The sequence below is a fragment of the Azonexus sp. GW821-FHT04F04 genome (genome assembly GCF_059420025.1).
The window spans coordinates 223436-235813 of the sequence record NZ_JBWKSX010000005.1 but is presented as its reverse complement, the minus strand read 5'-3'; the positions used below and the strand labels follow the sequence as shown (position 1 = coordinate 235813).

16 protein-coding genes are annotated in these 12378 nt (G+C 62.8%); 14 read left to right on the top strand and 2 right to left on the bottom strand.

From position 1 onward, the window contains the following. Positions 1-48 precede the first annotated feature (48 nt). The 13 genes from AC07TV_RS12495 (at position 49) to AC07TV_RS12435 (ending at position 9732) form a co-directional block, all read left to right on the top strand. A complete protein-coding gene (locus AC07TV_RS12495) occupies positions 49-627 on the top strand; it encodes an SCO family protein (protein ID WP_494648684.1) in 579 nt (192 codons plus the stop codon). After that, on the top strand, positions 627-956 hold the full coding sequence (locus tag AC07TV_RS12490; protein WP_494648683.1) for a hypothetical protein: 330 nt from the start codon (positions 627-629) through the stop codon (positions 954-956). The genes AC07TV_RS12495 and AC07TV_RS12490 overlap by 1 nt, the downstream gene beginning before the upstream one ends. Beyond that, positions 919-2052: an ABC transporter permease gene (locus tag AC07TV_RS12485; RefSeq protein ID WP_494648682.1), complete on the top strand. Its 1134-nt coding sequence runs from the start codon at positions 919-921 to the stop codon at positions 2050-2052. The genes AC07TV_RS12490 and AC07TV_RS12485 overlap by 38 nt, the downstream gene beginning before the upstream one ends. Then, positions 2049-2723, top strand: a complete 675-nt coding sequence (locus AC07TV_RS12480) for an ABC transporter ATP-binding protein (RefSeq protein WP_494648681.1) — start codon at positions 2049-2051, stop codon at positions 2721-2723. The genes AC07TV_RS12485 and AC07TV_RS12480 overlap by 4 nt, the downstream gene beginning before the upstream one ends. Next, positions 2723-3730, top strand: a complete 1008-nt coding sequence (locus AC07TV_RS12475; protein WP_494648680.1) for a hypothetical protein — start codon at positions 2723-2725, stop codon at positions 3728-3730. The genes AC07TV_RS12480 and AC07TV_RS12475 overlap by 1 nt, the downstream gene beginning before the upstream one ends. Position 3731: 1 nt before the next feature. Further along, a complete protein-coding gene (locus AC07TV_RS12470; RefSeq protein WP_494648679.1) occupies positions 3732-4220 on the top strand; it encodes a TlpA family protein disulfide reductase in 489 nt (162 codons plus the stop codon). Beyond that, positions 4217-4399, top strand: a complete 183-nt coding sequence (locus AC07TV_RS12465) for a heavy metal translocating P-type ATPase metal-binding domain-containing protein (RefSeq protein ID WP_494648678.1) — start codon at positions 4217-4219, stop codon at positions 4397-4399. Before AC07TV_RS12470 ends, AC07TV_RS12465 begins: the two co-directional genes overlap by 4 nt. Positions 4400-4411: 12 nt before the next feature. Continuing rightward, complete coding sequence (locus tag AC07TV_RS12460) at positions 4412-4780, top strand: hypothetical protein (RefSeq protein ID WP_494648677.1); 369 nt, start codon at positions 4412-4414, stop codon at positions 4778-4780. Positions 4781-4790: 10 nt separating this feature from the next. Beyond that, complete coding sequence (locus AC07TV_RS12455; RefSeq protein ID WP_494648676.1) at positions 4791-5387, top strand: hypothetical protein; 597 nt, start codon at positions 4791-4793, stop codon at positions 5385-5387. Beyond that, a complete protein-coding gene (locus AC07TV_RS12450; protein WP_494648675.1) occupies positions 5384-7816 on the top strand; it encodes a heavy metal translocating P-type ATPase in 2433 nt (810 codons plus the stop codon). Before AC07TV_RS12455 ends, AC07TV_RS12450 begins: the two co-directional genes overlap by 4 nt. 48 nt (positions 7817-7864) lie before the next feature. Beyond that, entirely contained in the window at positions 7865-8566 is a 702-nt protein-coding gene (locus AC07TV_RS12445; RefSeq protein ID WP_494648674.1) for a sulfite exporter TauE/SafE family protein, read from the top strand. A gap of 81 nt (positions 8567-8647) precedes the next feature. Beyond that, complete coding sequence (locus AC07TV_RS12440; RefSeq protein ID WP_494648673.1) at positions 8648-9253, top strand: nitrous oxide reductase accessory protein NosL; 606 nt, start codon at positions 8648-8650, stop codon at positions 9251-9253. Continuing rightward, on the top strand, positions 9253-9732 hold the full coding sequence (locus AC07TV_RS12435) for a nitrous oxide reductase accessory protein NosL (RefSeq protein ID WP_494648672.1): 480 nt from the start codon (positions 9253-9255) through the stop codon (positions 9730-9732). Before AC07TV_RS12440 ends, AC07TV_RS12435 begins: the two co-directional genes overlap by 1 nt. Positions 9733-9748: 16 nt before the next feature. On the opposite strand, the gene AC07TV_RS12430 is transcribed toward AC07TV_RS12435, so the two are convergent. Continuing rightward, on the bottom strand, positions 9749-10897 hold the full coding sequence (locus AC07TV_RS12430) for a patatin-like phospholipase family protein (protein WP_494648671.1): 1149 nt from the start codon (positions 10895-10897) through the stop codon (positions 9749-9751). 121 nt (positions 10898-11018) lie between these two features. Further along, entirely contained in the window at positions 11019-11471 is a 453-nt protein-coding gene (queD, locus tag AC07TV_RS12425; RefSeq protein WP_494648670.1) for a 6-carboxytetrahydropterin synthase QueD, read from the bottom strand. A gap of 44 nt (positions 11472-11515) precedes the next feature. Between queD and AC07TV_RS12420 the strand changes: the two genes are divergently transcribed. Then, a complete protein-coding gene (locus AC07TV_RS12420; protein ID WP_494648669.1) occupies positions 11516-12352 on the top strand; it encodes a radical SAM protein in 837 nt (278 codons plus the stop codon). Positions 12353-12378 lie beyond the last annotated feature (26 nt).

Genomic DNA, 12378 nt, shown 5'->3' with positions numbered 1-12378 from the left:
CGCAACAATGCAGGCAGACATTGGGTCTGCCTTTTGTTTTTCCCGACTATGAAAAAGTACTGGTTGATCGGCGTGGCGCTTGGCCTTGCCGTACTGCTCGGTGTGGCGGTGCTGATGCGTGGTGGAACCCCGGCGCGTGATCCAAAACTGCCGGTCGGCGGCGATTTCGTGTTGCAGTCGGCGAGCGGGCCGGTCGATTCGAAAGCCTTGCGCGGCAAGGTTTTGCTGGTTTACTTCGGCTACACGCATTGCCCGGATATCTGCCCGGCCTCGCTGGCTGCGGGCGGGCAGGCGCTGAAAGCCTTGAGCGCCGAGGAGCGCAGTCGGGTCAGGTTGATCCTGATTTCGGTCGATCCCGAGCGCGATAGCGTCCAGCATTTGAAGGAATACACCGCTTTCTTCCATCCCGAAATGATCGGCGCGACCGGCACCCCCGAGCAGATTGCCGCCCTGGCCAAGGCTTTCGGGGCGGGTTACATCAAGTTGCCGACGGCCGCTGATGGCAGCTATGCGGTCGATCACACGACCTCGACCTACGTTGTCGGGCCGGACGGGCAATTGGCGGCCGTGCTGGAGCTGGGCGCGTCGACCGACAAGGTGGTTGGCGCCATCAGAAAGCTGCTGTGATGCGGCCATCGACTGTGGCACTCGGCGTGCTGGCCGTTCTGGCCGGCGTCTGTCTTTTGATTTTTGGCCATTTTTTCCGGTTGACCGTGGAAGACGAGCAAAAACTGACCGCCAACCGCGCGCTGGTCGAAAAACTCGGCCTGACCGACCTGGCACTATTTACCGAAGCGCGCTACACCCGCCACCCGACCCAGGCCGACCTGCATTCGGCCCTGCAGGATCATCCCGGCGCCTTCGACCATTTCCCGAGCGGCTCGCTGCTTCCTCCCCCGGCTATCCTGACCCAACCCCATGCGCATCTGGCTGGAAAAACAACGTCACCTGATTGATTTCACGCTGGCCTCACTGGCCCGGCGCAAGACGAAGAACATCGGCCTGCTGCTGGCCTACACGCTGCTCGTCTTCGTGCTGGCCTCGCTGACGCTATTCACGCAGGCCCTGCGCACGGAGGCGACTTTTGTCCTGGCCGGTTCGCCGGAAGTGATTTTGCAGCGCATGGTGGCCGGCCGGCACGATCTGATTCCGCCCGGCTATCTCGACAAGATCGGCCGCATCCGTGGCGTGCAGAAGAAGGAAGGCCGGCTCTGGGGCTATTACTACGACCCGGTGCTGAACGCCAATTACACCTTCATGGCGCGCCCGGCCGACGAGGTGGCGGACGGCCACATCATGGTCGGCAACGCCCTGGCCCGCGAGCGGGGGCTGGCGCTGCACAACACCGTCTCTTTCCGTTCCTACTCGGGCAAGCTGTTCACGTTCGAAGTCAGTGGCGTGCTCTCGCCGGATTCGGAGCTTCTCTCGGCCGATCTCGTGCTGCTCTCGGAGAACGATTTCCGCAGTTTCTTCGAGTACCCGGCCGGGCACTACACCGACATCGCGCTGTCAGTGGCCAACCCGCAGGAGGTCCGCACGGTCGCCGCCAAGCTGTCGAGCGCCTTGCCCGATTCCCGACCGATCCTGCGCGAGGAGGTCCTGCGCACCTACCAGAGCGTCTTTGACTGGCGCGAGGGCATCATCCTGACCGTGTTGGCCGGGGCCATCCTCGCCTTCGCCATCCTCGCCTGGGAGAAGGCATCCGGGCTGTCGGCCGAGGAAAAGCGGGAGATCGGCATCCTCAAGGCCATCGGCTGGGAAACAGCCGACGTTATCCGCATGAAAACCTGGGAGGGCCTGCTCATTTCGCTGACCGCCTTCCTGCTCGGCTTCATCGCCGCCTACGTTCATGTCTTCCATTTTGGCGCGGCAGTCTTCGAGCCGGTGCTCAAGGGCTGGTCGGTGCTTTACCCGAAATTCACGCTAGTGCCCGCGGTGGACGGCCTGCAGATCGCCACCCTGTTCTTCTTCACTGTGTTTCCCTACACGGCGGCGGTACTGGTGCCGATCTGGCGGGCGGCCATCACCGACCCTGATGCGGTGATGCGATGATCGAACTTAGCAACATCAAGAAAGCCTTCAACCAGGGCCAGCCCAACGAATACTGGGCGCTGCATGGCATCGACCTGACGGTCGAAGCCGGCAAGGTCACCGCCTTCCGCGGCCCGAGCGGTTCCGGCAAGACCACGCTGCTGACCATCGTCGGCTGCCTGAGCCGGCCGACCCACGGCCGGGTGCGCTTCAAGGGCGAAGACATCTCCGGCCTGCCCGAACGTTTCCTGACCGATATCCGCCGCCAGAGCTTCGGCTTCGTCTTCCAGCAATTCAACCTGATCAGGGGCCTGTCAGCGCTTGAGAACGTCATCCTGCCGGCCTTTCCGACCGGCCGGCCACGCGCCGAACTGGTTACGGCGGCGGGCGAGCTCTTCGACCAGCTCAAGCTCGGCCACCGCAGCGCCGCCAAGGTCGAATGGCTGTCCGGCGGCGAACAGCAGCGCGTCGCCATCGCCCGCGCCTTGATCAACAATCCGGAAGTGATCATCGCCGACGAGCCGACAGCAAACCTCGATACCGCGCTATCCAAGGAATTCATGGCCATCCTCGAAGGCTTCACGGCAGCCGGCAAGACAGTGCTGCTGACCAGCCACGACCCGCTGGTCGTCGAGTCGAGCGCCGTGCATCGCGTCGTCGGTATGCGTGACGGTCGGCTGACCGAAGACTGATGCTCTTCCAGCCCGCCATCATCGCGCTGCTCATGGCCGCCGGCGTCGCGGTGCTCATGCTGCTCGCCGCCGCACCCTTTGCCGTGCAGGTCATCCGGCACTGGGACATCGCCAGCGGTTCGGAGCGGCAACTGGCGCTGGAGCGCCGCACCTACCTGTTCTCGACCTTGCTGTCCTTCGTCATGCTCGTCCAGCTGGCGGCACTGCTGCTTTTTGTCTTCAACGCCGACCGGCTGTCGGTCATGTTCGTCGGCGCCATGTGTGCGGTCGGTACGCTCAACGTCAATGGCTACGGCTTTCCGTCGCTGATCGCGCAGATAGCCGTGTTTTTCCTGGCTGCCATGTGGCTGGCCATCAACCACGTCGACACCCAGGCCCGCGACTACCCGCTGGTTCGCATCAAATACGGTTTGCTGCTGCTTATGCTGCCCATCCTCGCCACCAGTTTCTGGCTGGAATTCCAGTATTTCTCCGCCCTCAAGGCCAACGTGATCACCTCCTGCTGCGGCAGCATGTTCTCGGAGGAGTCGAAGACCATCGCCGCCGAAGCCTCCGGCCTCGAACCGCTGCCAGCCATCTGGCTGTTCTATGGCGCGATGGCTGCCGCCATCGGCGTGGCGCTGTGGCACTGGCGGCGTGGCAGCCGGGTTAGCGGCTATCTGCTGGCCCTGACCAGCGCTGGCGGCTTCGTCGCGGCCATCACCGGCGTGCTGTCCTTCATCTCGCTCTACATCTACGAGCACCCGCACCACCACTGTCCGTTCTGCATCCTCAAGCCGGAATACGACTATCAGGGCTACTGGCTCTATGTGCCGCTGTTCGTCGCCACGGCCGCCGGGCTGGGTGCCGGGGCCATGCAGCCGTTCGCCCGGGTACCAAGTCTGGCGAAGATCATTCCTGCCATTTCCGGCCGTTTTTCCGGGTTGACCGCAGCAGGCTATATTCTGTTCACGGCCCTGGCCACCTGGTTCGTCCTGACCTCCAACCTGATTCTGATCGAACATTGAAATGCGCCTTTTTCTCCTGATCATCAGCCTGTTTCTGGCCGCCTGCGGTAGCGAGACGCCCAAGGCCAACATCAACATCGGCAGCATTGCGCCCACCTTCCAGACCTTCCGGGCCGATGGCGGGGCCGAGCATTTTCCCGCCGCCTATTTCGGCAAGCCGCTGGTCGTCCGTTTCTGGGCCGACTGGTGCAAGTATTGCGAAGGCGAGATGAAGGCCATCGAAACGGTCTATCGGGCCAACAAGGGCAAGCTGCAGGTGCTGGCCATCAACGCCGGGCAGGACAAGGCAACGATCAATGCCTTCATCAAGAAGATCGGCGTCACCTACCCGGCGCTGCTCGATGAAAACTCGGCCATCGCCCGCAGCTATGGCGTTGTTGGCCTGCCGACCACCTTCTTCATCGACGGCAAGGGCATCGTGCGCGGCAAGATCGTCGGCGAGGCCGATGAAGCCACCTTCACCCGCTACGTCCGGGAATTGCTGCAATGAGCGAGAACCGGGCTTGCGACCTGTGCAGCCTCGATGTCGGGGTCAAGCCCTTCGTCCTGAATACACCGGAAAAGCAGTACCGGTTCTGTTGCGAGGGTTGCCGGGGGATTTACGAGATGTTGCACGATATCCAGGAATCGCCGGTTCAGAATGACCGAAATACAGACCAGAAATCCTGAAAGGAAACGACCATGATGACCGAAGAAATGATGAAGCGAATGCCGCACATGATGAGTCAGGCCGGCCACGTGATGAGCAAGCCAGTCACCACCGGCGCGATGATGGCGGGTGCCGGCTTTTCCGCCGGCAAGGGCCTGCTCGGCGGCGCCCTGCTGCGCAATCCGCTGACCTTGCTGGCCGTTGGCGCGGCGGGCGGCATTGCCGCTGGTTTCCTGCTCTTCAAATACCAGAAGGAAATCGTCGATGGCCTGTCCAAGGCGACCGGCATGGGCAAGGATTTCGCGCTGCACCAGAAGGAAAACCTGAACGACCTGATGGCCGAAGCCGAGGAAAAACTCGCCGGCAACCCGCCGCCGGCCAGCGAAACCCCGGCTGCCTGACGGAGGCAACATGACGCAAACCGCCGAACTGGCGCAACGCATCGTCGTTTTGCACCGCGAACCGGGCTATCTGCGCCTCGAACTGCCGGCCGAGATCTGCGGCGAGGCCGCCGTGGGCGCCATCGAAGAAGGCATGAAGTCATTGGCTGGTCTGAGCAGCGCTGCGGTCGACCGTGGCTGGAAGCGGATTTCCATCCGCTTCAACGCGCAGATTTTGAGCACGCCCGAGGTCGCCCGCCACCTGTTCAGCCTGCTGCCCAGCCTGCCGCTGGATGCAGCGCCGACCGCCGAGCCGGAAGCCACCCCGTCCATCGACCTGAACAACGGCCTCCAGCCGCTGCTCGACAAGCTCAAGGCGCTGATCATCCCGGCCGCGCCACCGGCCGAAGGCTCGCTGCAGGCCCGTTTCCAGCCGATGGTCGAAAGCGCGCTGACCGAGAAGGCAATCACCAATTTCTTCAACGACATCGTCGCCTTCTACCTGATCCGCGTGCATTGGGACCTGATCACCAAGCGCTGGCTGCAGAACCCGGTGGCCAACAGCAATGCCTGGCTGACCGTGTTCTATCTCGTCTTCCTGCTCGTCCGTTACCGTAAAACCAAGTGACCCCAAAGCATTTCCGGATCGCCCACCGCCTGCGCCGCCGCCTTCGGGTGCTGGCCCCCTCGCTCGAAAAAGAGCAGGAGCGGTGCTACATCCTGGAAATCCTGCTACGCAAGCATCCGGCCATCAAGGAAGTGCGCATCGTCGCCGACATCGGTTCGCTGGTTGTCGAATACGACCCGGCCACCTTGCCGGAAGAACGCCTGCTTGCGACGCTGGACGCCGTGCTCGGCAACCTGATCGCCGCGCCGAAAGCGGCGCCGGTCGTTGCCGCGCCGGTCGACGGCCCGCTGCAGGAATGCTCGCTGGCCATCGAAGGCATGAGCTGCGCGTCCTGCGCCCTGCTCATCGAAATGAAGCTCAAGCGCGACCCGCGCGTGCGCTACGCCTCGGTCAATTTCGCCGCCGAGACGGTGACGGTCAATGGCGTGATCGACCGTGAGGCGGTGTCGAAAGTCGTCGGCGCGCTGGGTTATACGACGCGACCGATGGACACGCTGGCGCAACGCCGCCTGATCGTCGAGCGTGAAAAGGAACGCGTCGAGGAAGCCAAGAAACGCTTCATCCAGGCCGCCATCCTGACTGTGCCGGTGATGATTTCCGGCATGGCCATGCACCGTTTGCCTGCCCTGCGCGTCATGGAGTTCGCGTTGTCGTCGGCCATCCTGTTCGGCAGCAGCAACAGCATTTTCCGCAAGGCCTGGATGCTCGCCAAGCAGGGCGAAGCCAACATGGACACGCTGATCGCCATCGGCGCCGGTGCCGCCTGGGCCTACAGCATTCCCGGCGTGTTCCGGATGCATCACCACGTCTATTTCGAGTCGGCAGCCGGCATCTGTACCTTCGTGCTGCTCGGCCGCTACATGGAAGAGCGCGCCAAGGGCAAGGCCGGAGAAGCGATCCGCAAGCTGATCGAGCTGCAGCCGGAAACGGCGCTGCGCATCGAGGCCGACGGCACCGAATTCGAAGTGGCCATTGACGACGTGCAGATCGGCGACCGCTTGCGCGTGCGGGCCGGCGACAAGATTCCGACCGACGGCTGCGTGCTCGAAGGCGCTTCCTCGGTCGATGAAGCGATGATCACCGGCGAATCGCTGCCGGTCGCCAAGACGGCCGGCGACAAGGTGATCGGCGGCTGCCTGAACGGCAATGGCAGTTTCGTCATGACGGTGACTGCCGTCGGGGGCGACACCGTGCTGTCAGGGATCGTCAAGCTGGTCGATCAGGCGCAGGGCAGCAAGCTGCCGGTGCAGAAACTGGCTGACCGCATTTCGGCGCGCTTCGTGCCGGCCGTCGGCGGCATTGCCGCGCTGACCTTCGGCGGCTGGGCCATGGCCGGCGCTCCGGTTTCCGCCGCGCTGGCCCATTCGGTTGCCGTCCTGCTCATCGCCTGCCCCTGCGCCCTCGGCCTCGCCACGCCGACGGCGATCATGGTCGGCACCGGCCAGGCCGCCAAGCGCGGCATCTACATCCGCAACGGCGAGGCGCTCGAAACGGCGGCCAAACTGACCACGGTGGTCTTCGACAAGACCGGCACGATCACCGAAGGCAAGCCGGTCGTCACCGACACCTTCATCCTGCCCGGCATGGGCGAGGCCCGGCTGGCGGCGTTGATCGCCGCGGCCGAAGCCGGTTCCGAACACTTCCTGGCCCGCGCCCTGGCCGACTGGTGCCGGCCGCGAGCGGGCGAAACGCTGGTCGCCGAAGCCTTTGCCGCGCGGCCCGGGCTGGGCGTCACGGCGACGGTGGACGGCGTGGATATCGTTATCGGCAACGCCCGTCTGCTGGAGGCCGAAGGCATCGCCATCGGCCCGCTGGCCGACGAAGCCGCCCGTTGGGCCGAGCAGGGCAAGACGCCGGTGTTTGCTACGGTCGACCGGAAAAATATGGCCATTTTCGCCATCGCCGATCAGCCCCGCGCCGGCGCCCGCGAGGCCATCGCACTGCTCCACCGCCTCGGCCTGAAAACCGTGATGGCGACCGGCGACGTCGACGCCGTCGCTCGCCACATTGCCCAGTTGGTCGGCATCGACCGCGTCGTGGCCCGCGCCACGCCGGCCGACAAACTGGCCGTCATCCACGCATTGCAGCAGGCCGGCGAAAAGGTCGGCATGATCGGCGACGGCATCAACGATGCGCCGGCGCTGGCCGCCGCCAACGTCGGCTTCGCCATCGGCGGCGGCGCTGACATCGCCGTCGAGTCGGCCGATATCACGCTGGTCGGCGGCGACATCGCCCGCGTCGCGGCCGGCATTGACCTGTCACGCCGGACCATGGCGATCATCCGCCAGAACCTGTTCTGGGCGCTCGGCTACAACGTCGTCGCCATCCCGGTCGCCGCCGCCGGCCGGCTCAACCCGATGATCGCAGCCGCCGCCATGGCCATGAGCTCAACCTCGGTCGTCGCCAACTCCCTGCGTCTGCAGCGGTGAATATTTCAATTTTGGCCAATTTTTCCGGTTGACCGTAGCAAAGCACTCATGGATCACGCCCACCATCAGGCCATCACGGAATTTTCTTACATGCTCGCCTTCATGACCGGCCTGCTCGGCAGCGGCCATTGCCTGGGCATGTGCGGCGGCCTGGTGTCCGGGTTTTTCATGAAACTCGGCGCTAAGGGTGTCTGGCCTTATCTGGCCTATCACGGTGCGCGGGTCGGGATTTATACGGTCGTTGGCCTGATTGCCGCGGCAATTGGCGCCGTGCTCGTTTCCACCGGTGAATTCGGCAAGCTGCAAGGTGTGTTGCAGATCGTTGCCGGTATCGTCGTCATCCTGCTCGGCCTCGATCTGCTCGGCGTTTCGCCCTTCCGCAACCGCCTCGGTTTCGCACCCGTCGCCTGGCTGCGCAAGCAGTTCGGGTTGGCTGTGCAGAAAGGCCCGGTGATTGGCGCGCTGATCGGCGGGGCGATCAACGGCCTGATGCCCTGCGCGATGACCATGGCGATGGCCGTCAAGGCCACCACAGCGCCTTCAGTGCTGGATGGCGGTCTGCTGATGCTGGCCTTCGGTGCCGGCACGCTGCCCTCGATGCTGTCGGCTTCCTTCCTGTTCGGCAAGCTCGGGCCGAAACTGCGCGGCTGGCTGCTCAAAGGCGCCGCGCTGTTCGTTATCGCCCTGGGCGTATCGACGCTCTGGCAGGGCCTTCGCTACTACACGGTGATGAACAAGCTGCTCGGCTGAGTGCGACACTATGTCGCAGCGTTGGCGCATCATCGGGCGCTAATATTTCACGGCTAACAAACAGCTTCAGGGAGAGCAAAAATGAAACGCCGTGACCTTCTCAAGATGTCCGTTCTTTCGGGCTTCGCCGCCGCTTCGACGCAAGCCGGTGCGAACACCGCCTGCGCCACCGACGGCACGCCGAACCAGTTCATTCCCAAAAAACCAGCCGACGCCAAGCCGCTGGAAAACGAATTCGAGAAATATCCGAAGTGCCCGTATTGCGGCATGGATCGCAAGGAGCATCACCGTGCCCGCATGCTCGTCCAGTACGCCGACGATCTGAGCGATGGTGTCTGCTCAATCCACTGCCTGGCCCTCAGTCTGGGCGTCAATATCGACCGCGAGCCGAAGAACATCTGGGGGCCGGACTACGGCTCAACCGTCGAACCGCGTCCGCTGGTACCGGTCGACAACCTGGTTTACCTGATCGGCGCCGACCTCAAGCACGCGATGACCAAACGCAGCAAGCATTCCTTCGCCTCATTGAGCACCGCCAGGGAATTCCAGGCCAAGCATGGTGGCACACTGGGCAACTTCAATGACGCGCTGCGCGAGTCCTACCTCGACATGGCCTCCGATGTGGGCATGATTCGCAAGAATCGCGAAGAGCGCCGCAAGCGCGCCGCTGAAATGAAGAAGGGCTGATGCTGCGCCGTACCTTATTGATCCTTCTGGTCGCATTCTGGGCACCCATGGCGGCAGCCCAGAATGTGCCCAAGCCGGGGCCGAAGGATCTCTGCCCGGTCTGCGGCATGCTGGTTTCCAAGTATCCGAACTGGGTGGCTGTCGTGACGTGGAAGGATGGCCATGCCCATTTCTTCGACGGCGCCAAGGACATGTTCAAGTTCCTGCATGACCTGCCGAAATACGCGCCGAATCATCGCAAGGAAGACATCACGGGTATCTACGTCACCGATTTCTACAATCTGGAACGGATCGACGCGCGCAAGGCTATCTTTGTTACTGGCTCCGATGTCCTTGGCCCGATGGGGCATGAGCTCGTGCCGCTGGCCAGTCAGGTGGATGCCACCGATTTCAGCAAGGATCACAAGGGAAAGCGGACCTTGCGTTTCGAGCAAGTGACGCCGGATCTGCCTGTGGCGCTTGATTCCGGGAAGTTCTGAGCGCGACGAATCAGGCTCAAAGGTCGAGGAATTCTCCGACTTCGTCGGAGCGCGCCATCGTGTCGGCATAACCAAGGTCGATCAGGGCTCGCGTATAGGGTTTCTCGAAAAGCAGGTAGCTGGTCAGCGTGCCGTTGCGGCGGTTCATGCCGCCAATGCCACCGAGCATCATGCGCATCGCCCAGGGCAGGGCGCCAGCGTGTTCGGCGGCGATGCGCTCGAGACGTTCGGAGGGCGAAATGATCAAGGCCTTGATTGGCCGCAAGGGAATTGTATTGGTTTCCCGAATGTCGGGCGGGATGGCGGCAAGGGTTCGGTTGATCCGCTGCATCCGCTCGATATCGACTGCCAGGCTATCGAGAAAGATGCTCGATAGCGCGTGGCCGGCGATTTGGGCCAGCGACGGATGGCTGTCGACCCGGCGACGTTCCTGATGTTCATTCTTGCGTCCCGCACCGACGATCAGTACTCGCTCGGCACCGAGGTGGATGGCTGGCGAAATCGGTGCCAGTTGGCGCATTGAGCCATCGCCGAAAAACTCCCGGTGTATCTTGGCAGCCGGAAAAATGAAGGGGATGGCGCTCGAGGCAAGCAGGTGGTCGACACCGATTTCCGAGCGGATGCCGATGCGCTGGACGCGATGCCAGGGCTGGGCGTCGGCGTGGCCCTGAAAGAAATTGATGTTGTCGCCGGATTCGTAGCCGGATGCCGAAATACTCAGGGCGTGCAGCGCGCCATTGGCGATCGAGCGCTCGATGCCACGGAAATCGAGGTGGCGACTGAGCAACTCGCGCAGAGGGGAATTGTCGAGCAGCGAGCGCGGCCGGCTGCGAATCAGCCAGCCCAGCGTCAGCATGGTCATCCAGTGCGCACCCGAGATGCCAATGCCGAGTGGGTCAGCACGGTAGATGTCGCCAGCGTGCATGTTGCGCCAGAAGCTGGCCAGGACCGAAACGGCCTTGCCGAAATTGTCAGCCAGGCAGGCGATACCGGCCGCGTTGATGGCGCCAGCCGAGGTGCCGCACAGAATGGGGAAGGGGTTTTTCCGGCGGTTGGTCGACAGTTTTGCAACGGCGAGCAGGACGCCGACTTGATAGGCCGCCCGGGCGCCTCCGCCAGTCAGGACCAGCGCAGTCTTGGGGGCCTTTGCCAGGGGCGGGCTCATGCCGGCCTGAGCGATGTTCGCCCGAGCAGGCTGGCTTTCTTGTTTTTCATCTCCCCCTCCGCGCGCTTGCAGTCAATGTGCTTGCTGTATTCGTGCAGTATAGGGGGAGAATTTTTTCCGCTCAATCCAGCTTGGTGCGAAGTGCGTCAGCCCAGCAGTTGGGCGTTTCGTAAAGGCGGACCTGTTCTAGCCGAAGATGGTTGCCGTAGGTGTCGCGGTATACTGCGTCGAGGCGCTCGAAAGCGATGCGGGCCAGATTCTCGGCGGTAGGCACGCGGTCGAGGATGACTGTCTTGTGGCCCGGCATCGACGCGAGAAAATCGACAACCGCCGTGTCGCCCGCGTAGGCGAGGAAAGCGTGATCCCATTCGTTGACCAGATGGATGTTGGCCAGATCCTTGACCTGTGAAAAGTCCATCACCATGCCGTTGGCGGCATCGCCAGCCTTGTCGATGACGCTGCCGGACAAGGTGATTTCTATGGCGTAACGGTGCCCGTGCAAGTGACGGCACTGGCTTTTGTGGTCGGGGATGCGGTGCCCGGCATCGAATTCGAGACGGCGGGTAATCAACATGGGCGTTTTGCTCAACAAGGCGGTCGCGGATTATACAATGCGCCATGCTCTCCACAGACGATCACCGCCGCGACAGTGCCGGCTTGCGCTACGTTTATCCCGTTATCTCGCGCCGGGCTGGCGGCGTGTCGATCGGGATTAATCTCAATCCCAATAATGCCTGCAACTGGGCCTGCCTTTATTGCCAGGTCGAAAACCTGACGCGGGGCGGACCGCCGCCAATTGATCTGGAGTGCCTGGAGCGCGAACTGGCCGGCTTTCTCGACGACGCGCTGAACGGCGATTTCATGCTTCGGCAAGTGCCACCCGAGGCGCGGCGGTTGATGGATGTGGCGTTTTCCGGCAACGGTGAGCCGACAAGCGCGGCCGAGTTCGCCGATGCAGTCGGCGTGGTCGGGAGGGTGCTTGAGCGCTTTGGCCAAAAAGGCAAACTGGTCGTGCGCCTGATCACCAACGGCAGCCTGATGCATCGCACTGAAGTTCAGTCGGGGATCCGTCATCTGGCCAAACTGGGGGGCGAAGTCTGGTTCAAGATTGACCGCGCTACAGCCGAAGAGGTCGCCGAAATTAACGGCGTTCCGTGGCAAATGGCAAAAACATCAAAAAATCTCGAAATTTGCGCTGAGCTCGCGCCAACATGGGTGCAAACCTGCTGGTTCGCGCTGGATGGCCTTGCGCCGTCGCTGGCGTCGCGACTGGCCTATTGTGATCTGCTTCGACCGCTCGCTGGAAAGCTGGCTGGCGTGCACCTTTACGGATTGGCCAGGCCGTCTATGCAAGCTGCGGCATCCCGCTTAAACCCTCTTTCCATCGAGGTTTTGGCTGATTTCGCCGAACAGATAGAAAAGGAAACGGGCATCCGGGTCATTGTTTCCCCGTGATGCCCGTTGTTACGGTCGACGCCCCT